Consider the following 23,309-nt stretch of genomic DNA (forward strand, 5'->3'; position numbering starts at 1 on the left):
GGCTGAAACAGAATTCGCTACAAAAAAGACCAGTAAGCCCAAAAGCTTGAGAAGCAACTTCCGGATTTACTGGTCTTTTTTTGTAGCTGAACAATTCTGTCTCAGCCTCAAGCTTTAGCTTAATGCATTGTGTGATTTGTTTCAATCGGAATGGCAATACTAAATGAAGTTCCTTCGGGTGAAGACTCCAGCTTAAGTAGCCAGTCGTTTTTTTTGATAATTGATTGGACAATAAAGAGTCCCAGACCAGTACCGTCTTCTGTCGATTTTGTTGTAAAAAAGGGAGTGAAGATTTTTGCTTGAATGTCTTTACTAATTCCTGGCCCATTATCACTAATTGTAAATTGAATGTGTTCTTTATTGATATGTTGGTGTGAATAGTTCGTATACGTTTTTATTTTTTTCGGATTTGCTAGGTCAATCGTGACTTGAATTGTGCCACCTTGTTTAGAAGCCTGCATGGAATTGATGATAAGATTATAAATAATCATTTGGATTTCATCGGCATCAGCGAGAATTTCTGCATCAAAATTACGAATCATTGTTAATTTCATCGTTCGTGGCATCAAGATTGCCATCGTGTTGACGGAATCTTGGACAATAGCGGACAAGTAAAATGCATCTCGCTCAGTCAAGCTCACTTTAGAAAAATTCAGTACCCGCTTTGATAAGTCGTGTCCTTTTTGGGCAGCTATATAGATTTCCATTAATTCTTCATACAATTCAGGATTGTCTTTATAATCTTCTAGCAATAATTCAATATTACCCAATAACGGTGTTAAAAAGTTATTAAGATCATGGACGATGGAAGTAGTCAACAAACCAATGATTTCTAATTTAGATTCTTGCAGTAAATTTTTTTCTAATTCATATTTGGACTCTTGGTGCGATTTCTGGGACAAGAGTTTTTGGTTTTCAAGCGAAAATTTTTCTCGTCTTATAATATTTTTCATATTAAGATACAATAAGAAGACAACGATAGTAAAAATACTTAGCACACCAATCCCTATAATAAATTCTTGCTTTAAGACTGCATTATGGCGATTGAATTCGGTGCTGCTTGCGACGACCCATTTTTGGTTGCCAATTGTAATCCATTGGTATGCGGCAATTTTTAAGACGCGATTTAATTTTTTACTTGTCCACCAGTAAGAATAATACGTTAATGTGCCAGACTGATGGGTCAGTTGCTGTTGCTCGAGCCTCTCTAAGTCATTATAATTCAAATCAGGATACAACTGCTTACGCCCGGTAATAATGTTTAGTCCGATTTGCTCAGCAGAGGGATGCATAATGACTTTCATTTCTTTGTTTTTAACCATTGTGTACCCGTTGTACTCATTATTAAGTGTCGCATCTTCAATGGTTCGGTAGATAGCATCGAGGTTGATCGGAGCTACTAAAACGGCGGTCAATTGTCCGTTTTCATCATAGATGGGTTGATAGAGGTTTAAAAAGGCTTTATTTTTATAAAAATAAACTGTACCATTCTCATAAGATGCAGTTGTTAATTCTTTGTTTAACAGCGTATCTTTTTGTACCAAATCAAGGGAATCAATGATTGCTTTACTAGAACTTACTTCTAAAGATGCGCTCGTGTCCTTTAGTGGAATCAAGAATAATGACTGAAATTTTGTATCCTTTGTGAGCAAATTCTCTAATTGTTCTTGAATGATTGCTTGTTGTCCTTTAGAATTATAGACAAGTCCTACTTGTTGTAAAATTTCTTTTTGGTCATCTATTGATGATTGAATCAAAAGGGTGGCTGCTTTATTAATTTTCATGAGTTGAGATTGACCAAAATCTAAAGCGTATTCTTTGCTTTGTTTGTAGCTGTAGTATATCCCAAAGAATCCTAGTATCGTGATAGTAATAATTACTATCAGTCCGATATTTAGCCATTTTAATGATTTTTTTTTCATAAAATTCTCTCTTTCCGAAGATAGAATCGAACAATAATGGAGGTACAAAAATGAAAGATCAAAAAGTATTAGTTGTTGATGATGATCCTGCAATCCGACGCTTGATATGGAAATCACTGCAATCGACCGGTCTGCTTATTTATCAAAGTGAGTCCGTAGAAGCCACTGTAGATATCATCTCACGAGTAAAGTTTGATTTGTTTTTATTGGATATTAGTTTGGAGTATGAAAATGATGGCTATCATTTGGCTCAGCTCATCCGCGAACAATTTCCCAGTGTCCCTATCTTGATTTTGAGTGGCAAAACATCAGAATCAGATATTATCACTGGCCTGGAAATGGGCGCGGATATGTATTTGACGAAACCTTTTAAGCCTGCCATTATTCGTGCTCAGGTCTTGTCCTCGCTAAGACGTTCGAAGGTGATCCATCAAGCCAATCAGCAAGTGAAACAAAATGAAATCTTACTTGGAAGATTCCGCTTAAATTTAAATCAGTATCAATTTTTTAAAGATGATCAATTGGTCGCACTGTCATCTAAAGAAACACAATTGTTGCAATTTTTTATGGAAAATCCAAATCAAGTCTTTACGAAAGACCAGATTTACGCCAATGTGTGGGACGATGGAGATACTGATGCAAATACAATTATGGTATTCATCAATCATCTCAGAAATAAGATTGAAGATACACCTAAAGATGTGAAATATTTAAAAAATGTCTGGGGTATCGGCTATGCCTTTTACCCTGAAGGAAGCTAAAAAATTCCTTCAAGCATGGCAAAAAAGATACCTAACGAAAGTAAGTCAGCTGCTCCGCCAGGACTTAGATAACGTTCTGTCAACAATAAATCATACTCTTTTAATTTATGAATGAATTGGTCAGATGACAAGTGTTGTTCGTGAATTTGTCTTGTTTCTTCTTGAATTTTTTCTAGGGCGGATATGCCACCACGATGAATGATATTTGTATCTTCTAGCTGCGTCATTAAAAAAATTAAACTACGTAATAAAAAAAGCTCATCAATTGAATGGGCTTTTTTTCGCATGTAAGGAAGTAATACATTCTTTAAGGCGGGGTAGCCATTAGCAGCCTCGCCTCGTACACCAGTAATCCCTTTTTTTATAAACAGTTTCTCGCCGTTTGAAAGCACGTTTTTTTCTGAGAGATTCGTTAAGTCTTGGTCGATTAAATGGCTAGTCATTTCGGATGCGATTGTTAAAACAGCATCTGTATCTTGCATAGTAAAAGGGAAAGAGGCGTTAGTTTTTAGGTGATAGCCAATCGCACCGAGTAATACTGCAAATGAAAAATTGGCTCCTTTATGGGTATTAATTTGATCAGTGGCAGTAAGCATGGCTTTTTCTGCTACCGAGCCAATTATTCGTTCTTTTTCAAATAGCGCTTTTAATGAGTCATTATGCAGATAGCCTTCTTCAAGATAGCGATAGAAGTAGGGGCTTAAAGCTTGGATGCTTTTAATGAAAGTGAAAAAGTCCATATCATCATGCGCCCCATTTGTATAACGATCAACCAGTCCAGGTTTCGGAGAAATAGCGACTTCATAAATTAGAGCAGTCTGGGCTAGGGTGGCGATGTGCTGAAGTTGGCTAATCAATTTTTCGTTTCTCCATTTCTTTTAAGATAAATTCTAAGGAGCGTGTTAAGTGCTCATGGGTAATGAGTGTGATTTGCTCGATATTGTTTGTACACATGCCTCGATAAATAAGCCAATGCTCTTCTAAAGCGATACTTCTACGAGCAGATGCGCGTATCGCAATATCACGAAAATAAACCAAATATGTTTGCAAATCTAAGACAATCGATTTTAGTCTAGGCATTTGACTTTTTTCGTAGATAAAGGCATTAAAATCAGAAAAATTCTTTAGCAATAAGTCGACTTGATCTGTTTTATTGTATACTTCGCCTCGCTCAAGCAATTCTCGTAACTCTTTAAAATCTTCTTCGGTCATCAATTTCATCGCTTTGATAGTAGCTAGAGTATCTAGTGATTTGCGGATTTCATAGATTTCATAAGCATCTTTGATTCCAATTCCTTTTACGACCATGCCAATTCTAGGGACATGCTGAACCAATTGCTCTTCAACAAGAGCTTTCATCGCAATTCGGATGGGAGTTCGACTAATATTTAATTCATCTGAAAATTCTTTTTCATTGATTCGTTCGCCAGCTGGAATCTCGCCAAGAATGATTGTCTTTCTAAATGCCTCATAAACGGCAATTTTTAGTGGTTTATTTTCCGTTAAATCTAAATTTTTCTTAACTGCTGTTATGATGGGATTCATCTTTATCCATCCTTTCAATTTTTGATAAAGGTAATAAAACTTTTCGAAACAAATTTATGATTATTCATTCACAAAATAAAATCCTAGCATATGCAAAACTAAATGAGTTAGTTTTATTTTACACTGAATAGGTTACAGGTTCAAAATTATTTTTGTGATTTGATTGAAAGAAAGAAGAATATCAGAATGATTTATGTATTTTAAGAGGAAAGTGTTTAAAGACGGCTCAATGCATAGTAACTATGTTCGTTTTTTGTATAAAAAAAGCACCGAAAATATGAAGTGATTTTCAAAAGGTAACGTATCGTGCGAACTTTTGAAAAGTATTTCAATATTTCCGACGCCTATCAGTTATATTTTTATTGTGGGATGTATAGAGGCATATGACCTAATAGTACAATTGTTACCACAAAGATAACGAAAATTCCTAACGCATATTTAGCAGATTCTTTTTGCCATTGCCCCATATCTAATCCAGTTAATCTTAATAGAAGATAGATAAAGGCTACTAGTGGGCTTAGTAAATGGAATGCTTGTCCCATTAGAGAAGCAAGGGCCATAGACATATTATCAAATCCATACGAACGACCTGCTTCAGCTAAGACTGGCAATACACCGAAGTAGAAGCCATCATTTGAAATAAAGAACGTTCCTGGAGCTGAGATTAAAGCAATAACAAGCCCCCATGCACCAGCTAATTGTTTTGGAATGATGTCAACAAAGCTATTTGCTAATGCTTCTGCCATTCCTGAACCTTGGAATAAGCCCATAAATACCCCAGCAGCAAATACTAAAATAACTACTTGAACGGCATCTCCGCCGTTGGCACCAATCCGAGATGATTGATCTTTTAGTTTTGGATAGTTGACCATCAATGCAATACATGTACCGATTAAGAATAAGAATAAAGGTGGCATTGCTACCCAAGCAGGTAAGCCTAATTGTTCAACAAATGAGCTTAAGACTAACCAACCAATTAAGACTAAAGTTAAGATTCCATTAAATGCAAAATTTTTCGGACGACGAATTTCGATTAATTCTGGATCGGTAACAGTAGTCATCGCATCGATTTCTTCATCTGTTAGATGAGTAATCCCTAGGCGTTCTCTTTCTTTTTTACCCATACGGTAAGCAACAAAGAATATTACATAAAGAACAGATAGAATCATACCTGGTAATAGATATGAAAGAATATCAGCACCGATATTTAATACTGCCATGGCACGCGCAGTAGGCCCACCCCAAGGCAATAGGTTCATAATTGTGTTTTGTAAAATAATCAAGACACCTAAGTTCATGACGTTCATGTTTAATTTTTTGTAGATAGGTAAGAAAGCAGAAATACAAATTAATGTTGTGGTTGTGCCATCACCATTTAAAGATACAGCAGCTGCAACAACAGCCGTCGCCATTAAGACCTTCATTGGGTCACCTTTAGCGAAGTGAATCATTTTACGAGTGATAGGATCGAACAACCCTGCGTCGAGCATAATAGAGAAATAAAGAATAGCAAAAAGCAACATGATACCTGTTTTTGATGTGGTAGCAATACCATCTAAAATAAAGTTCCCTAGATTAACTTCTGGAACCGTGCCGTCTGTGCCGGCAGGAGGACTAGCAACACCTGTAAATATTGCAATCAATGTGAAAAATAGTGGAATGACTACTAATGCTGTAAATGGAGATAGCTTTTTCTTCATGATGACGTACATGAAGACGATAATCATTGCGTAAGCAAGAATCGTTAATAACATTTTTTCCATCCTTTCTTAAAACCCATAATTTTTGTAACTGACGACAGGAACTTTTTGGATGCACCCATTGTTCTATAACAAATGAATCCTGTCTCTTTTTTACACCCTTAGAATAAATAAAAAAAAAGAAAATATGAATATGAAAGCGGATAAAAAAACAAAAAAAGAACAATAATAAATCTGTTTCTTAGCGGATACTTAAATAAATATTAATAAAATATTAACGAATGGAAAATGTTGGTTTTAAGGTACTCAGAGAAATATTTTCAGGTTGACAAAAATAAAAAAACATTAAAAAACCAATTAATATCAACGTTTTGACTATAATTTTCTTCTGCGAAAAATTATAATAGAATGGTAATGAACAAGAAGAAAGGAGAGTCAATATGGGATGGTTTGAGTCGCTCTTTAAGAAGAAAGATACAACTGAGAAAATCGATTTCAATAACGAACAGTCAAATTCTACTAATTCAATAGTACAGATTGAAGATGACTGGGAAGTATTGCCAGAGTTTGTTGAAGTTGATTCAGCGGATTATCCTTTAGTGTCTGCTATTGCCACTAGTATTGCAGCAAATGACCGACCTAAGAGTCAGTTTGTTATCAAACGCATTTTGCAACGTAATGAGGAAGTTAAAACTGTTTCGATTATTGCGGCAAGTATTGCCGCAACTGATCCGACAAATAACCAATTAGTTGTTCGGAGCATTGCAAGAAAAAAAGGAAAGTAAGGATGGAGGATTATTATGTTAAGAAAGTTCAAAATTGCAATTGATGGAAAAGAATATTTAGTAGAAATGGAAGAAATTGGTGGCGTACCACAACCAGCTGCTCCACAACCAGTTGCAACACCGGCAGCCGTAGAAACTCCTAAGGTTGAAGAAGCCGCTCCTGTACAAGCTGTGTCAGAACCGGCTGGAGCAGATGCGCTAACTGCACCAATGCCAGGAACTATTTTAAAAATTATGGTTAACATTGGCGATTCAGTGACAGAAAACCAACCATTAATGATTTTAGAAGCTATGAAAATGGAAAATGAAGTAGTAGCAAATAAAGCAGGAAAAATTACAGGTATTCATGTAAACCAAGGTCAAGTTGTTAATCCTGGTGATGCATTGATTACAATTAATTAATTTGAGAAGGAAGTGAATTGAGTGGATACATTAATCCAAGGAGTGATTGGACTAGGTCAAGAACCAGGTCGAATCGTTATGATGGTCATCGGGGGCGTTTTGATGTACCTCGGTATCAAAAAAGAGTATGAACCAACGCTATTAGTACCAATGGGATTAGGAACAATATTGGTGAACTTTCCAGATACAGGTGTATTAAGTGCTGGAGGCGAAGCTGGACCATTCCAAGTATTATTTGATGCAGGGATTTCAACAGAATTATTTCCGTTATTATTATTTATAGGAATTGGTGCAATGATTGATTTTGGTCCATTGCTACAAAATCCATTCTTGTTGATGTTTGGTGCAGCGGCGCAGTTTGGTATTTTCTTTACCGTTATTCTAGCAATTGTTTTAGGCTTTGATATGAATGACGCTGCTTCAATCGGTATTATTGGTGCCGCAGATGGACCAACTTCTATTTTCGTAGCCAATACACTGAATTCTAAGTATATGGGAGCTATCATGGTTGCTGCTTATTCCTACATGGCACTTGTGCCAATTATCCAACCAGTAGCAATCAAAGCAGTCACAACGAAAAAGGAACGCCAAATTCGTATGAACTACCGTGCTGGTGAAGTGTCTCAAACGGCAAAAATCCTATTCCCAATTGTTATTACGATTGTTGCAGGATTGATTGCTCCAGTTTCTTTACCGTTAGTTGGTTTCTTAATGTTTGGTAACTTGCTACGTGAATGTGGTGTGTTGGATCGCTTGTCATTATCTGCTCAAAACGAGTTAGTAAATGTGATTAGTATTCTTTTAGGTTTAACCGTATCCGTTAAGATGCAATATGCAGAGTTCTTGAAATTTGATACATTAATCGTCATCGGACTAGGACTAGTTGCTTTCGTAATGGACTCTATCGGTGGAGTATTATTTGCCAAATTCCTAAATCTATTTAGAAAAGAAAAAATCAATCCTATGATTGGTGCTGCAGGAATTTCAGCATTCCCAATGTCAAGTCGTGTTATTCAAAAAATGGCAACCGAAGAAGATCCTCAAAACTTTATTTTAATGCATGCTGCAGGTGCGAATGTGTCTGGTCAAATTGCTTCAGTTATTGCTGGTGGTTTATTACTAGCATTTCTAGTCTGAGTAAGGAAAGGAAGTTAGTATGAATATTAATTTAGAAGATTTAAAACAATCATTTGAACTATTGCTTATGGGATGGGGCGGCGTATTTTTTGTTCTCTTTCTAATCTATTTAGCTTCAAAAGGATTAGCAAAGCTATTTCCACCGAAAAAGTAAGGAGTGTTTCCTTTGTACGAAGTAAGAAGAATCTGGATCAATCAAGATAAGCACATGTATACCTTGTGGAAAGACCTAATTCAAAAAGCGGGTCTCTCTCCAGATGAAGAGGTCGATTATACTGTGGGTGTTTTTATTGGAGAAAAATTGGTGGCGACAGGGTCATATCAAGAGAATATCCTTAAATGCCTAGTCGTCTGTAAAGAATATCAATCTGAAAATTTTCTCACTAAACTAGTGGTTCACTTACTTGGCGAGCTACAGATGAAAGGAATAACGCATACTTTTGTCTATACAAAGCCTGAAAATAAAGCAATCTTTTATTCTTTAGGTTTTAGGGAAATACTTTCGACTGAGACGGTGCTTTTTATGGAACAAGGAACACCAAATCTTTCTTCTTATTTGAGTATGTTATCAGAGTTAAACCATTCAGAAAATGCAAGTGCTATTGTTATGAATGCGAATCCTTTTACAAAGGGACACTTATTTTTAGTTCAACAAGCAGCTAAGGTGAGCTCGCATGTGTATGTTTTTGTTTTATCAGAAAATCGGTCAGAATTTTCTTTTACTGATCGGCTAGCCATGGTTAAAGCGGGTGTCAGTCAGATAGCAAATGTAACAGTGGTGCCGACCGAAAACTATATTGTTTCCTCCTTAACGTTTCCAACGTACTTTTTAAAAGATCAGGCACCACTCGAATTAGCTAGAATACAGGCGAAAGTTGATGCTCTACTATTTAAAGAAAAAATTGCCCCACGTTTAAGTATTACTAAACGTTTTGTAGGTGAAGAGCCGTATTCTGAAGTAACAGAAGTGTACAATCAAGCGATGAAGGAAGTGTTCAACAATGAGATAGACTTGATTGTTCTACCAAGATTGGCAATTGAAGGCAATATTGTCAGTGCTACAAAAGTTCGTGAAGCACTAAAACAAAAAAATCAAGCATTATTGAAACAATTTTTACCAGAATCAAGTTATGACTATTTAAAAAAGAAATTTAGAGGTGAATGAATGTGGAAATAATCAAAACAGCTGTTGCTGGAACTGTTGAATCTAGTGACATCATGATAACTATTGAACCAACACAATCCAACACAATCGAAATTGATCTTGAAAGTAGTGTAGAAAAGCAATTTGGTCGCCAAATTCGTCAAATGATTGAAACGACTTTAGCCAATCTCAAAGTAAATTCAGCAAAAGTTACCGCAGTGGATAAAGGCGCCTTAGATTGTGCGATTCAAGCTCGTACAATTACTGCTGTGTATCGTGCTGCGGAACAAGAGAACTTTGATTGGAAGGAGATAGACTCATGGAACGCTTAAGAAGAACAATGATGTTTGTACCTGGTGCGAATGCTGCGATGTTGAGAGATGCTGCATTGTATGGAGCAGATTCGATTATGTTTGACCTTGAGGATGCAGTATCTTTAAAGGAAAAAGACTCAGCTCGTATGCTTGTTCACTTTGCTTTACGCACATTTGATTATGGAGCAGTGGAAACAGTGGTCCGAATTAATGCTTTGGATGCTGGTGGGGCTCAAGATGTTGAAGCGATGGTGCTTGCAGGTGCAAACGTCATTCGGTTACCAAAGACGGAAACAGCTCAAGATATTATTGACGTTGACCAAGTCATTACAAAAGTCGAAAAAGAAAATGGCATTGAATTAGGTACAACCAAAATGATGGCTGCCATTGAATCTGCTGAAGGTGTGCTAAATGCACGTGATATTGCGACTTCTTCTGATCGCTTGATTGGGATTGCTTTAGGGGCAGAAGATTATGTGACAAACATGAAGACTCGTCGCTTTCCAGATGGACAAGAGTTATTTTTTGCTCGTAGCATGATTATCCATTCAGCTAGAGCAGCTGGCATCGCTGCGATTGATACTGTTTACTCTGATGTCGATAATGTTGAAGGTTTCCAAAATGAAGTGAAGAAAATTAAACAATTAGGATTTGACGGTAAATCAGTCATCAATCCTCGCCAAATACCACTAGTCAATGAAATCTATCGTCCAACAGATAAAGAAATCCAAAATGCGAAAGAAGTTATCTGGGGAATTCGTGAAGCAGAAGCAAAAGGTTCAGGTGTTATTTCTGTTAATGGTAAGATGGTTGATAAACCAATTGTCGAACGAGCACAACGCGTAATTGCCTTGGCAATTGCTGCGAAAATGATTACGGAGGAGGAAATTTAATCATGGTGATGAATAAAGCAGGTCGCGATATCCCAAAAGAATATGCAGACCAATTTGGTATTTATGAAGGGGAACTTGCGCATATTTCGGATTACCAAGAGGCAAGTCGGACCATTAAACCGGTAAAACCCCGTGATGAAAAATTAGTTGGTTCGATTCGTGAAGCAATTGAAAAGACAGGATTAACAGATGGCATGACGATTTCTTTCCACCATCATTTTCGTGAAGGTGACTTCGTTATGAATATGGTTTTAGAAGAAATAGCAAAAATGGGGATTAAAAATATCTCGATTGCACCAAGTTCAATTGCCAATGTTCATGAACCTTTAATTGATCATATCAAAAATGGCGTTGTGACGAACATCACTTCTTCTGGTTTACGTGATAAAGTGGGTGCCGCTATCTCTGAAGGAATCATGGAAAATCCAGTTGTCATTCGTTCTCATGGTGGTCGCGCACGGGCGATTGCTGCCGGCGATGTCCATATTGATGTTGCTTTTTTAGGAGCACCAAGCTCGGATGAATATGGCAATGCCAACGGAACAAAAGGAAAAGCTACTTGTGGTTCACTAGGTTATGCCATGATTGATGCCAAGTATGCTGATCAAGTAGTCATTATTACAGATACATTGGTGCCATATCCAAATACACCAATCAGTATTCCTCAAACTGATGTAGACTATGTCGTCGTAGTCGACGCCATCGGAGATCCAAAAGGAATCGCAAAAGGTGCTACTCGCTTTACCAAAAATCCTAAAGAATTGATCATTGCAGAATACGCATCAAAAGTAATCACAAATTCTCCTTATTATAAAGAAGGTTTCTCTTTCCAAACTGGGACAGGTGGTGCTGCATTAGCGGTTACTCGCTTCATGAGAGAGCAAATGATTAAAGACAATATCAAAGCTCGTTTTGCATTAGGTGGGATTACCAATGCGATGGTTGAACTATTACAAGAAGGTCTAGTTGAAAAAATCATTGACGTTCAAGACTTTGATCATCCGTCTGCTGTTTCCCTAGGTGAACATGCAGATCATTATGAGATTGATGCCAATATGTATGCTTCACCATTTAGCAAAGGTGCAGTAATTAATCAATTAGATACTGCTATTTTATCAGCGTTGGAAGTCGATACTGATTTTAACGTCAATGTTATGACTGGTTCCGATGGTGTGATTCGCGGTGCTTCAGGTGGTCACTCTGATACAAGTATGGCATGTAAAATGAGTTTGGTCATTTCACCACTAGTGAGAGGAAGAATTCCTACATTCGTTGAACAGGTAAACACAGTCGTTACACCAGGAAGCAGTGTGGATATTGTCGTTACTGAAATTGGTATTGCAATCAATCCTTTAAGAGAAGATTTGGTTGAACACTTTAAAGCGATTGATATTCCACAGTTTACAATTAAAGAACTACAAGAAAAAGCTTATAGCATTGTTGGTACGCCAGATCCAATTCAATATGGTGATAAAGTCGTTGCGTTAATTGAATACCGTGATGGTAGCTTGATTGATGTAGTTAGAAATGTATAATACCATTTTTGATGGCGAGCCAGTCACTCTAATCGAGATGCTAGATGCTCGTGAAGAGCGCCTGGCTACACAAAAAAAGATGCTTTCAAACAAGGATGAACGCTTGATTTGCGCGACGATGAATATTCCTGGTCCAATAAAAAGTTCACCAATTTTGGTAGATGTTTTCTCTAAAATTATTGAACAAGTGAAACAACAAGTCAGTAATAGTAAAGGGAAAGAGCTCTCTTTTTATTCGAAAAAAACCGGTCCAGAGTATTATTTTACTTGCTCACTCGATTCGGTCGAATTGAAGAAGCGAATGGTGTCGATAGAAGAGACACATCCGTACGGTCGCTTGGTGGATTTAGATGTTCATTGGCTTCAAGGTGGAACCATTGCGGCAATTAGTAGAGCTGACTTAGACTTGCGTAAACGGCGATGCTTAGTTTGTCGGAAAGATGCGAAAGAATGCGGACGTGCAAGAGTTCATTCTATTGTTGAAATGCAAGAAAAAATTAGTCAAATTATTCAAAATGGAGGGGAGTGCAAGGATGAACAAAAAAATTCGCTTTATGGAAACTGTGCTACGTGATGGACAACAAAGCTTAATTGCAACACGTATGCCAACCTCTGATATGTTACCTATCATTCGAACACTGGATGAAGCAGGTTTTTATTCGCTGGAAATGTGGGGAGGCGCCACATTTGATTCTTGCGTACGATTTTTAGATGAGGACCCTTGGGAAAGACTTCGAAGCATTCGCAAAGAAGTAAAGAATACGAAGCTACAAATGTTGTTGCGTGGTCAAAATTTATTGGGTTATCGTCATTATGCAGATGATGTGGTCAAAGAATTCGTCGAAAAATCCATTCAGAACGGGATTGACATTATTCGCGTTTTCGATGCCTTAAATGATACTCGTAACTTACAAACAGCTATTACAACAGCTAAAGAAGCTGGAGGTCATTGTCAAACAGCAATCTCTTACACAACAAGTTCGATTCATACCGTAGACTATTTTGTTCATTTAGCGAAAGAAATGGAACAGACTGGTGCGGATTCGATTTGTATTAAGGATATGGCTGGCGTATTGACTCCAGAAACAGGCTTTGAGCTAGTAAGTCGGATCAAAGACGCCATTTCACTACCTCTAGAAGTACACACCCATGCGACTAGTGGCATTTCTGAAATGACTTATTTGAAGGTGGCTGAAGCTGGAGCAGATATTATCGATACCGCCATTTCTTCCTTTGCTGGTGGAACAAGTCAACCTGCGACTGAATCAGTCTCGATTGCACTTGAAGGATTAGGATTTGATACAGGTTTGGATTTATCAAAACTTAGTCAAATTGCTGAATACTTTAATCCAATTCGTGATCGGTTCCGTAATGAAGGAATCTTGAATCCTAAAGTAAAAGATATCGAACCAAAAACATTAATTTATCAAGTTCCTGGTGGTATGTTGTCCAATTTACTTAGTCAATTGACAGAACAAGGAATGCAAGACAAATATGACGAAGTATTAGCTGAAGTACCTAAAGTTCGTGCCGATTTAGGCTATCCTCCATTAGTGACACCTTTATCACAAATGGTAGGGACACAAGCGTTAATGAACGTTATATCGGGTGAGCGCTACAAACTAATCCCAAATGAAATCAAAGACTATGTCAGAGGTCAATATGGGCAGTCACCAGCACCGATTTCTGATGAGATTCGAGAAAAAATAATTGGCAATGATGAAGTCATTACTTGTCGTCCGGCTGATCTCTTGAAGCCTGAACTTAACGTATTAAGAGAAGAAATCAAAGATTATGCTAAATCAGAGGAAGATGTTTTACTTTATGCCATGTTTCCTAAACAAGGTCGAGATTTCTTGGGTCGACGTGAAGATCCATTTTACGATGTGCCCGTCCAAGAAGTTAGTGTCAAAATAGATTTTTCTTAAGATTCTTTGTATAGAATCTGCAAATAATAGAACTATATAAGAGTACTTCGCAATGACTCTAACATGGTAGCTTGATCTCTTAGGCTCTTTGTCAAATGGTGTTGTTTTGATCAAATCACACTTTAGGAAATGCTTCGGCATTTCCTTTGTTCAACTAAGGTAATAACGGCACTTTTATGTTTTTGTCCTACGATAGTGTCACCTTCAAGGTGACCAAACTCTTCTTCAAAAGAAGTATAGTCATTCGAACGTTCATGAATGGAGCGTCTAAATGCGTGTTTACCGCGCTTTTCTTGATGTCCATTGGGTTTTCGCTTCCCTTTCATCGGTAAATCAGAACAATCAAATATACCCATTTTAAACATTCTATAAAGGGTACGGACAGAACACCCAATAGGAAACTCCCCTCGACCAATAATCACATCCGGAGTCCACCCTTGAACAACTTTTTTTCGAATGTATCCTACCTGTTCTGCTGGTAAAACGATGGAACGCCTCCCACATTTTGCCTTGTTTTTCTTGTAATTTTGGTAGTATTCCAATGCAGTATGTCCATCCTTCAAATAAGCGTAAACAGTATAGATTGTTTGTCTTGAACGTTTCAACATCTGAGCTGTTTTCGTAACTGATTGATGGGCTTTCGCATAAGCCTCTATCATAACAAGTTCATCTGGTGTAAGATGGGTGTAGGTCATTTGTACTCACTCCTTATAATTCTTTAGGCGGAACTATCTTGAGTGTAGCACAGATGACTTTTTTATTTGTCTAACTTAATTTTACAATCGGCGATCTCTTACCATGTTAGAACTATTGCGTTAAGTACTCTTTTTTTGCCGCATTGTTTTAGGAATCGATAGAGACAAAAAATCAGCAGAAGGAAAATACTACCTAAAATTGCAGATAAACTGTTTATTTCTGATTATCCGCAAATTATTGCAGGAATTGGTTGTTTTGTTGAGAAGCAGATGGAACAATGATATAACTAAATCAGGGATGGAAAACGCTTTCTTTTTTTTTAAAAAAAAGAATGTATTTCTCGTCTAGGTTCTTTCAATTTTGCTGTAAAAAAGTATCGAAAATTGAAAAATATACGATTGTATTAGGGGATTGCCGATTCTAATCGGCAAAAATGATTTGAAAATAAAAGAACAGAGGTGCCAATTAATCATGGAAAGTCAAAAAATTGAACAAGTTGAGCCATGTGTTGTTACAAAACACACGGTTGAAAAAGTACCTTTAAAGGATTTATTAAAAAAAATCGGCCCTAGTATTATTTTGACAGGGATTGTCTTGGGTCCTGGATCGATTACTACAGCTGCAATGTTAGGTTCAGATTATGGATATAAAATGCTCTGGTTATTAATTCCAATTGGATTTATGGGAATTGCTTTTATGATGACAACGTATCGTATTTCAGTAATGACGAATATGCCAACTATTGCAGCAATACGCCACTATTATGGAAAATGGGCGGCACGGATAGTGGGTATCACCACATTCTTATCATGTATTTTCTTTACAATTGGAAATATTTCAGGTACGGGTGCAGGTATGAGTTTAGTATTTGGTATCGACTGGCGTCTTGGAGCCATGATTATGATTGTTGCCATGTTGTATTGCTATTTTTCAAATGATTTTTTGGTATCTGATGATGATAATGGCAAGAAAATTTCTGAATTCATCCAAGCGCAATTGCAAGAACATTTATCAGGTCTAACCATTACCATTACGCCACAACCCAAAAATAATTTGAACCAATCACGTCGAGATAAGAACTATGAGTTGTCCCTTTCTGGTGGGATTGCTGGTAGCAGCGATTTGGATTCGTATTTTAATTTATATAAAACAGGATCAGCATATAATTATGGCGCCTATGATAATGCTGAGTATACGACTCTAGTTGAAAAAGCACGGACCAGAGATGCCAATGACCCGAACCAACAGTTTGCAGATTACAAACAAGCTGAAGAAATTCTCTTAACGCAAGATGCCGCGCAAGTACCTCTATACCAAAGCGCCTCTAATTATTTAATCAATCCGAAAATTAAAGGAATTGCCTACCATTTGTATGGAGACTATTTCAATTTGCGTGGAGCTTATATAGAATAAGGATATCCGAACAGGTGAAAGGAAGCGAAACAATGGTTCATTCAATAACGAAACGATTTATCCGGTATGCCAAATTAAATACACGCTCTGATGCATCTTCACATACCGTACCAACGACGAGAGGTCAAATTTCCTTTGCAGAACTATTAGCGGAGGAATTGCCCGAATTTGGTGTTGAATCGATTACGCACAATCGGGAAAATGGCTTTGTGACCGCAGTTTTAAAAGGAAATCCTGAAAAAACTGCAGTCGGATTTATCACTCATCTGGATACGGCAGACTTTGCCAGTGAGCACATCCAACCACAAGTACACGAAAATTACGACGGCCAAGATGTTGTACTAAACAAAGAGAAAGACATCGTGATGACCGTCGCTGAATTTCCTAATTTAACAGACTATGTCGGTCAGACACTCATTACGACAGACGGTACAACGCTATTGGGTGTGGACGATAAAGCAGGCATTGTTGAAATATTTCATATGTTGGAACAAATCAAGCAATGGCCAAAAGAACAACGAGGGGATGTCTGGGTCGCATTTGGTCCGGATGAAGAGATTGGCCGTGGGGCAGATTTGTTTGATGCGGCTAATTTTCCGGTCGCCTATGCCTATACGATTGATAGTGGTCGCTTGGGGCATTTTGAATATGAGACATTCAATGCAGCTGAAGCCAAGCTTACAATCGAAGGCACGAGTGTTCATCCAGGGACTGCGTACGGTCGTTTAGTAAATGCATTGAAGATTGCTAATGCAATTGAGCAAAAATTACCAGCTGAAGATGTACCTGAACGCACGAGAGAACGAGAAGGATTTTACTTACTTAATCACTTGAATGGGTCAATTGGTCAAGCAGAAATGACTTATATTATTCGTGATCATGACCATGAGTTGTTCGAAGCGCGCAAGCAAGCCTTGTATACAATAGTAGAAGAAATCAATGCCACCCTAGATCGCCCAAGGATTGCGATAACCATGCATGACCAATATTACAATATGCGCGACATTATCGATAAAGACCCACGAGCAGTCGACGTCGCTCTAGAAGCGATTCGAGCGGTAGGCTTAGAACCGATTGTCTCTCCATTTCGTGGGGGAACAGATGGATCTAAGATATCGTATATGGGAATTCCGACACCAAATATTTTTACAGGTGGCGAAAACTTCCATGGACAATATGAGTTCGTCACCGAAGAAGCAATGCTAAAAGTCAGTGAAACACTGGTGAAAATTGTTGAATTGAGTGGGAGATAAAAATAGAGTGTGACAAAAATCTGTCACACTCTATTTTTTCGTAGTTTGCTAATCCACTAATTTTTCTTTTGCTTTTTCAGGTAGGGCGCTGGCTTTGACTTCTTGATAGGACGTCACCCCTTTTTTATCATTATAGGTTACTTTTAAATAGGCCATCTTACGTAGTGGTTGCTCTTGGACTGTTGAAAAGGACAATTTCTTAGCTGATCCTTCATCATTATAGCCAGTAAACGAGTACTGGTAATCGACTAATGAGGTTCCTGATGCTGAAAAGACTTCTTTTTTTCCATCCGTCGTTACTTGAACATAATAGTCTTCGCCACTGAAAAAGTATGCTTCTATTAATTTATAGCCACCAAAGGCAAGTAAGATTACTGCGAAAAAAGCAACCATGATTTTTTTAAACATCTCATTCACACTCCATTTATTTTCTAAATTCAGTATAGCGTGTAGGAATTTTTTTTTTGATGCATTTAGCTAAAAAAAGACGAACAAAATTGTTATATCCAACAAATGTTTAAACAGGTAAACAGGTAATAATTGGCTATTTCATTTGTGAAATATGAAACAACGATTGTGAAAGACTCACGTATCTCTTAATAATCAGGTGATAACAAGGTGGTTATAGGATTCTTTTTTGTGATGAAATTCACTTTTATCGTGTAGTATTACACGAATTGTAAACCTTTGCAAACGTTGATATATTAATGTTATACTGAATACAACAGATGGGTAATCTGTTAGGAAATACCCCAAAACCATAAAGATGATTGAGGAGGATTTTATGAAAGTTATCGTGATTGGATGCACACATGCTGGGACTTCGGCAGTCAAGACTATCTTGAGTGACCATCCGGAAGCAGAAGTAAAAGTATACGAAAGAAATGACAATGTGTCGTTCCTTTCTTGTGGGATTGCATTATATGTCGGCGGTGTTGTGAAGGATCCAGAAGGGCTATTTTATTCGAATCCACAAGAATTGACAGCAATGGGTGCGGATGTTCATATGGAGCATGATGTGACAGATGTCAATATTGCCAAGAAAGAAATCACCGTTCGTAATTTAAAGACGGATGAAAGTCATACAGAATCTTATGATAAATTAGTAATAACTACTGGCTCATGGCCAATTATTCCGCCGATTGATGGGTTGGATTTAGAGAATGTTCAATTATGTAAAAACTACAATCAAGCCCAAGAAATTTTTAAAAAGAAAGATGACAAAAAGAGAATTGTTGTCGTGGGTGGCGGCTACATCGGGATTGAGCTAGTCGAAGCATTTGCTAATGAAGGTCGTGAAGTGACCTTATTAGATGGCTTAGATCGCATCTTGAATAAGTATCTTGATCCAGAGTTTACTGATATTTTGACAGATGAACTTGTCAGTCATGGCGTCAATGTTCATTTGAATGAAATGGTAAAAGGCTTCTATGGTGAAGACGGCAAAGTATCGAAAGTAGTCACTTCAGCTGGTGAATATGAAGCGGACATGGTAATTATGTGTGTTGGCTTCCGACCAAATACTGAATTGGTGAAAGATCAAGTCGACATGCTGCCAAATGGTGCTATTTTAGTGGATAATTATATGCGAACAAGTGCGCCAGATGTCTTTGCTGCTGGTGATAGCTGTGCGGTGAATTACAATCCAAATGGTGGACATGCCTATATCCCATTAGCGACAAATGCAGTACGGATGGGCATGCTTGTCGGAAAAAATATTGCCGGTGAAACATTAAGCTACCGTGGAACCCAATCGACATCAGGCTTGCATTTGTTTGGCTACAATATTGGTTCGACAGGTGTCAATGATGCATCAGCGGGATTCTTCGGATTAGAGACACGTTCCGTTTACGTAGAAGATTTCTACCGTCCAGAGTTTATGCCTACGAATGAAAAACTATACATGAAGCTCGTTTATGAAGTGGGGACACATCGCATCGTTGGTGGACAAATTATGTCTAAATATGACTGTACCGCTTCAGCGAATACATTGTCTGTCTTTATTCAAGCGAAAATGACGATTGAAGACTTAGCTTTGACAGACTTCTTCTTCCAACCAGTATACGATCGTCCATGGAATTACTTGAATATTTTAGGACAAGCTGCGATGGCGCAAGAACAACAAATTGCAAAAGAAGGACCAGTGAACGCGTAAAAGGTTGGGTCAAACGAGTCTTTGACTATGACTAATTATGTGCTCAAGAAATTAGTGATTTAAAATTAGCTACTAAAAGCCAGAAAATCCAAAAGTTTGAGAATAACTTACGGATTTTCTGGCTTTTTGCTGAATTATTCTGTATCAGTCTCTTTTTTAATCTCTTTGGAACAAGTCACGGGTGTAGACTTTGTCTTTCACATCATTTAGTGCTTGGTCAAAACGATTGGCGATGATGCATTGGGTTTGCTCTTTGAATTTAGCTAGGTCATTTACAACAAGGCTACCAAAGAAAGTAGAGCCGTCTGGTAATGTTGGTTCATAGATAATCACCGTCGCACCTTTGGCTTTGATTCGTTTCATGATTCCTTGGATGCTGCTTTGACGGAAGTTATCAGAGTTGGACTTCATGGTTAGGCGATAGACACCGATTACCACGTGTTTTTCGACGTTTGTATCGTAGGTGTTTTCTTCGTCGTAGCGATAGTAGTTTGCTTGATTCAAGACACGGTCGGCAATAAAGTCTTTACGGGTGCGATTGCTTTCAACAATCGCAGTAATCATTGTTTGTGGCACATCGTCATAGTTTGCCAATAATTGCTTCGTATCTTTTGGTAAGCAATAACCGCCATAGCCAAAGGATGGATTGTTGTAGTGTGTTCCGATACGTGGGTCTAGGCAAACTCCATCAATAATATCTTGCGTATTTAAGTCTTTCATTTCGGCATAGGTATCTAGTTCGTTGAAGTAAGATACGCGTAAAGCCAAATAAGTGTTGGCAAATAATTTCACAGCCTCGGCTTCCGTACAACCGATGAGTAGTGTCGGAATGGCTTGCTTAATCGCACCTTGTTGCAAGAGCGCGGCAAAATTTTCTGCTGCAACTTGGATGTCATGATTGCTTGGGTCAGTCGAGACGATGATGCGACTTGGGTAAAGATTGTCATATAGTGCTTTAGATTCACGTAAAAATTCTGGGCTAAATAGAATTCGATTCGTTTGGTATTTTTGACGAACAGACTCCGTGTAGCCAACAGGAATCGTTGATTTAATGACCATAAAGGCATCTGGGTTTGTTTTTAGAACTAGCTCAATCACCGTTTCGACCGCTGAAGTATCGAAAAAGTTGCGTTGGCTATCGTAATTGGTAGGGGCTGCATTCACTACGTAGTCTGCGTTTTTATAGGCTGATTCAGCATCGAGTGTCGCAGTTAAGTCTAACTCTTTGTCTGCTAAATATTCTTCCAAGTAATCATCTTGAATAGGTGATTTTTTTTGGTTAATCAAATCGACTTTTTCTTGGATGATATCGACCGCTGTGACATGGTTGTGTTGAGCCAATAGGACTGCGACAGAAAGGCCAACGTAACCAGTACCGGCAACAGCGATATTTAGCGGAGCGGGGCTTTTGATAACATCATCGCTGTAGGCTAGAAAGACGCTCTCTGGTTTAAAGGAGAGGACTTGACCTAGTTTTTCTAACTGTGGAATTGAGGGGACAAAGGTTTCTTTTTCAATTCTCGAAATAAGGGCACGATTGATCTCAGTCTGATCTGCAAGGTCTTGTTGGGTTAATTGTAATTTTTTCCGCAATTCAAAAATCATGGTATAATCTATATGTGTAACGTTTGTTTTGTTATTTAAAATAACTTTTTAATAGAGGAGAGAGTATATGACAGTCGTAAGAAAAGCAGTGATTCCTGCGGCAGGCTTAGGAACTCGATTTTTGCCTGCAACCAAAGCAATTGCGAAAGAAATGTTGCCCATTGTGGACAAGCCAACGATTCAATTTATTGTAGAAGAAGCATTAGCATCTGGTATTGAAGATATTTTGATTGTCACAGGAAAGGGCAAACGACCAATCGAAGACCACTTTGATTCAAATTTCGAATTGGAACAAAACTTAGCATCAAAAGGCAAAACTGAGTTATTAAAGGTAGTAGAAGAAACGACCGGAATTAATTTGCATTTTATCCGTCAAAAACATCCGCTGGGACTGGGACATGCGGTCTTGCAAGCCAAAGCCTTTGTAGGTGAGGAACCTTTTGTCGTTATGTTAGGCGATGATATTATGGAAGACAAGGTCCCTTTAACCAAGCAATTAATAGATAGCTATGATCAAACAACGGCCTCGACTTTAGCAGTGATGAAAGTACCGCATAAAGAAACAGGCAAATACGGCATTATCGATCCTGAGGCTGAAGTCCGTAACGGTCTATATAGTGTAAAACGCTTTGTAGAGAAGCCAAAACCTGCCCAAGCGCCTAGTGATTTAGCAATTATCGGTCGCTATTTGTTACGGCCAGAAATTTTTGAAATCTTAGAAAATCAACAACCTGGCGCTGGTGGAGAAATCCAATTAACTGATGCAATCGATCAGCTAAACAAAATTCAACGGGTGTTCGCTCATGAGTTTAAAGGTAAACGTTATGATGTGGGGGACAAATTGGGGATGTTAGAGGCCAATATCGAATTTGGTTTGCGACATCCAGATACCAAAAATGGCTTAAAGGCGTATCTGAAAAACCTGGCCAAAACACTGGATTAAGGAACAGCTGCCTCTTTGCAGGCAGTTGTTTTTTTAGTATAATTTTTTTGGGGAATAAATAACTAATATAATTAAAATGAAGGAGGTTTGTTAGGGTGAAATTGTTTGGAGATATTGCTGTCGATTGGTCAATATGTGAACAGCCATATGACCAGATACTTCAAACGAATTTGGAGTCAAAAGGCATCTATAGTCAGCAAGCATACGCATGGAAAAGTTGGTTAAAACGTTTTGGGAAAAAAGAAGTAAAAGATTGTCCGACGATCTTATTCATTGAAGGAAAGACAGGTTCGGGGAGAAGTTCATTTTTGGCCTCGATTCGAAAGACTGGTCCAATACTTGCACCAGACCTTGCATTTTCGGCGATTGTTTCATTTAGTGAGTTAGATGGAATAAGTAATAAAAAAGATGTGAGCGCAATACTTGCGGCTAGTATCCAAGGACTTACTATGGGGAAGGCTCTTTTGGAGGATAATCAATTGGTGAACTCTGGAATGAACCATACCAATCTTGATGAATGGGTGAGCACGTATTTAGCGCAAGTCAGTGGTGCCAATCCTATGAATAAGTATGTTATCCTCCTTGATGATTTTGATCATTTGTCGCTACCAGATCAAGTTGTCTGGTGGAAATGTATCAATGAATTAGCTATCTTACACGCTAATATTGCTGTTGTAGTAACGATTGATCAGTGGCAACGAGTGAAGAACTTGGGATCCTTACCTCAAATTGTCTACCTTCCACAGCGCATTCTACTAACAAATAACAGTCAAATTCGAGTAAAGCCACTGCTAGAGCCAGCTATTCAGGCAAGTCATTTGTCCTGGTGGTATACTTTATTAAAGCGCAACTCATTTAATTATGAAGAAAATCCTACGTTGAATCAATTTTTACGTCAGTGTTTGATGGATTTGGCCTATACGCCACTGCTAGAAAAACAAGTGGCTTTATTTCAAACATTTAGTAAGTTAGATGAGGATGATTTAAAAAGTCGCCTGCAATTATTGAAACAATTAAATCACTTGCCTAGTGATAGTCATTCAAAAAACGGGATTCAAAAAAAGGCATACCACTATGTACGATCCTGGCAACCAATCATTCAAGAATTGAGCGAAAATTTCACTCTTGAAGAGCGAGAATAAATAGCGGACAAAAATGGATCTTTGATTTATTATTAT

At 37.9% G+C, this 23,309-nt stretch carries 21 protein-coding genes and 3 pseudogenes; 17 read left to right on the top strand and 7 right to left on the bottom strand.

The window, feature by feature from the left end; translation table 11 throughout:
* Positions 1 to 119: 119 nt before the first annotated feature.
* Positions 120 to 1,922 (bottom strand): sensor histidine kinase, encoded by a 1,803-nt coding sequence (locus NE257_RS09655; protein ID WP_251886333.1) that lies wholly within the window; start codon positions 1,920 to 1,922, stop codon positions 120 to 122.
* Positions 1,923 to 1,972: 50 nt separating this feature from the next.
* Between NE257_RS09655 and NE257_RS09660 the strand changes: the two genes are divergently transcribed.
* Positions 1,973 to 2,683, top strand: coding sequence for a response regulator transcription factor (locus NE257_RS09660; RefSeq protein WP_251852263.1), 711 nt, complete (start codon positions 1,973 to 1,975; stop codon positions 2,681 to 2,683).
* Here the strand turns inward: NE257_RS09660 and citG are convergent.
* From citG to NE257_RS09675, 3 genes are all read right to left on the bottom strand, one after another.
* Positions 2,680 to 3,540 (bottom strand): triphosphoribosyl-dephospho-CoA synthase CitG, encoded by an 861-nt coding sequence (gene citG, locus NE257_RS09665; RefSeq protein WP_251886334.1) that lies wholly within the window; start codon positions 3,538 to 3,540, stop codon positions 2,680 to 2,682. The two genes, NE257_RS09660 and citG, sit on opposite strands and share 4 nt — an antisense overlap.
* Positions 3,533 to 4,228 carry a GntR family transcriptional regulator gene (locus NE257_RS09670; protein WP_007207283.1) on the bottom strand — a complete coding sequence of 232 codons (696 nt, stop codon included), beginning with the start codon at positions 4,226 to 4,228 and terminating at the stop codon, positions 3,533 to 3,535. The genes citG and NE257_RS09670 overlap by 8 nt, the downstream gene beginning before the upstream one ends.
* Before the next feature lie 359 nt (positions 4,229 to 4,587).
* Complete coding sequence (locus tag NE257_RS09675) at positions 4,588 to 5,982, bottom strand: CitMHS family transporter (RefSeq protein ID WP_251886335.1); 1,395 nt, start codon at positions 5,980 to 5,982, stop codon at positions 4,588 to 4,590.
* 386 nt (positions 5,983 to 6,368) lie between these two features.
* On the opposite strand from NE257_RS09675, the gene NE257_RS09680 reads away from it, so the two are divergent.
* From NE257_RS09680 to NE257_RS09725, 10 genes are read left to right on the top strand one after another with little or no spacing between them, the layout of a single operon-like run.
* Positions 6,369 to 6,713 (top strand): hypothetical protein, encoded by a 345-nt coding sequence (locus tag NE257_RS09680; protein WP_251886336.1) that lies wholly within the window; start codon positions 6,369 to 6,371, stop codon positions 6,711 to 6,713.
* A gap of 15 nt (positions 6,714 to 6,728) precedes the next feature.
* Positions 6,729 to 7,115 carry an acetyl-CoA carboxylase biotin carboxyl carrier protein subunit gene (locus tag NE257_RS09685; RefSeq protein WP_251886337.1) on the top strand — a complete coding sequence of 129 codons (387 nt, stop codon included), beginning with the start codon at positions 6,729 to 6,731 and terminating at the stop codon, positions 7,113 to 7,115.
* Positions 7,116 to 7,136: 21 nt separating this feature from the next.
* Positions 7,137 to 8,252: a sodium ion-translocating decarboxylase subunit beta gene (locus NE257_RS09690; RefSeq protein ID WP_251852268.1), complete on the top strand. Its 1,116-nt coding sequence runs from the start codon at positions 7,137 to 7,139 to the stop codon at positions 8,250 to 8,252.
* A gap of 19 nt (positions 8,253 to 8,271) precedes the next feature.
* Entirely contained in the window at positions 8,272 to 8,406 is a 135-nt protein-coding gene (locus NE257_RS09695) for an OadG-related small transporter subunit (RefSeq protein WP_007207278.1), read from the top strand.
* 3 nt (positions 8,407 to 8,409) lie between these two features.
* Positions 8,410 to 9,417: a [citrate (pro-3S)-lyase] ligase gene (citC, locus tag NE257_RS09700; RefSeq protein WP_420871130.1), complete on the top strand. Its 1,008-nt coding sequence runs from the start codon at positions 8,410 to 8,412 to the stop codon at positions 9,415 to 9,417.
* 2 nt (positions 9,418 to 9,419) lie between these two features.
* Positions 9,420 to 9,728 (top strand): citrate lyase acyl carrier protein, encoded by a 309-nt coding sequence (gene citD, locus NE257_RS09705; RefSeq protein ID WP_040367106.1) that lies wholly within the window; start codon positions 9,420 to 9,422, stop codon positions 9,726 to 9,728.
* The gene (gene citE, locus NE257_RS09710) at positions 9,716 to 10,603 is read left to right on the top strand and encodes a citrate (pro-3S)-lyase subunit beta (RefSeq protein ID WP_007207275.1); all 888 of its coding nucleotides are present in this window, start codon (positions 9,716 to 9,718) and stop codon (positions 10,601 to 10,603) included. The genes citD and citE overlap by 13 nt, the downstream gene beginning before the upstream one ends.
* Before the next feature lie 2 nt (positions 10,604 to 10,605).
* Positions 10,606 to 12,138, top strand: a complete 1,533-nt coding sequence (citF, locus tag NE257_RS09715; protein WP_251855283.1) for a citrate lyase subunit alpha — start codon at positions 10,606 to 10,608, stop codon at positions 12,136 to 12,138.
* Entirely contained in the window at positions 12,131 to 12,712 is a 582-nt protein-coding gene (gene citX / locus NE257_RS09720) for a citrate lyase holo-[acyl-carrier protein] synthase (RefSeq protein WP_251886338.1), read from the top strand. Before citF ends, citX begins: the two co-directional genes overlap by 8 nt.
* A complete protein-coding gene (locus tag NE257_RS09725; protein WP_251886339.1) occupies positions 12,672 to 14,066 on the top strand; it encodes an oxaloacetate decarboxylase subunit alpha in 1,395 nt (464 codons plus the stop codon). Before citX ends, NE257_RS09725 begins: the two co-directional genes overlap by 41 nt.
* A 146-nt stretch (positions 14,067 to 14,212) precedes the next feature.
* Here the strand turns inward: NE257_RS09725 and NE257_RS09730 are convergent.
* A pseudogene (locus NE257_RS09730) lies at positions 14,213 to 14,761 on the bottom strand (IS30 family transposase); the annotation flags it as partial.
* A 472-nt stretch (positions 14,762 to 15,233) separates the two neighbouring features.
* On the opposite strand from NE257_RS09730, the pseudogene NE257_RS11630 reads away from it, so the two are divergent.
* From NE257_RS11630 to pepT, 3 genes and pseudogenes are all read left to right on the top strand, one after another.
* Positions 15,234 to 15,680 (top strand): annotated as a pseudogene (locus NE257_RS11630) (divalent metal cation transporter); the annotation flags it as partial.
* Positions 15,681 to 15,704: 24 nt separating this feature from the next.
* Positions 15,705 to 16,175 (top strand): annotated as a pseudogene (locus NE257_RS09740) (peptide ABC transporter substrate-binding protein); the annotation flags it as partial.
* Between the two features lie 32 nt (positions 16,176 to 16,207).
* Positions 16,208 to 17,428 carry a peptidase T gene (gene pepT / locus NE257_RS09745; protein ID WP_251886340.1) on the top strand — a complete coding sequence of 407 codons (1,221 nt, stop codon included), beginning with the start codon at positions 16,208 to 16,210 and terminating at the stop codon, positions 17,426 to 17,428.
* A gap of 48 nt (positions 17,429 to 17,476) precedes the next feature.
* On the opposite strand, the gene NE257_RS09750 is transcribed toward pepT, so the two are convergent.
* On the bottom strand, positions 17,477 to 17,836 hold the full coding sequence (locus NE257_RS09750; protein WP_251886341.1) for a YxeA family protein: 360 nt from the start codon (positions 17,834 to 17,836) through the stop codon (positions 17,477 to 17,479).
* Positions 17,837 to 18,212: 376 nt separating this feature from the next.
* On the opposite strand from NE257_RS09750, the gene NE257_RS09755 reads away from it, so the two are divergent.
* Positions 18,213 to 19,583 (top strand): FAD-dependent oxidoreductase, encoded by a 1,371-nt coding sequence (locus NE257_RS09755; protein WP_251886342.1) that lies wholly within the window; start codon positions 18,213 to 18,215, stop codon positions 19,581 to 19,583.
* A gap of 156 nt (positions 19,584 to 19,739) precedes the next feature.
* On the opposite strand, the gene NE257_RS09760 is transcribed toward NE257_RS09755, so the two are convergent.
* On the bottom strand, positions 19,740 to 21,188 hold the full coding sequence (locus NE257_RS09760; protein WP_251886343.1) for a nucleotide sugar dehydrogenase: 1,449 nt from the start codon (positions 21,186 to 21,188) through the stop codon (positions 19,740 to 19,742).
* A gap of 67 nt (positions 21,189 to 21,255) precedes the next feature.
* Between NE257_RS09760 and galU the strand changes: the two genes are divergently transcribed.
* A complete protein-coding gene (gene galU / locus NE257_RS09765) occupies positions 21,256 to 22,131 on the top strand; it encodes a UTP--glucose-1-phosphate uridylyltransferase GalU (protein ID WP_251886344.1) in 876 nt (291 codons plus the stop codon).
* A gap of 95 nt (positions 22,132 to 22,226) precedes the next feature.
* Positions 22,227 to 23,273, top strand: coding sequence for a hypothetical protein (locus tag NE257_RS09770; protein ID WP_251886345.1), 1,047 nt, complete (start codon positions 22,227 to 22,229; stop codon positions 23,271 to 23,273).
* The last annotated feature ends 36 nt before the right edge of the window (positions 23,274 to 23,309 follow it).

Source organism: Enterococcus italicus, assembly GCF_023743875.1.
GTDB classification, from domain to species: Bacteria; Bacillota; Bacilli; order Lactobacillales; family Enterococcaceae; genus Enterococcus_G; species Enterococcus_G italicus.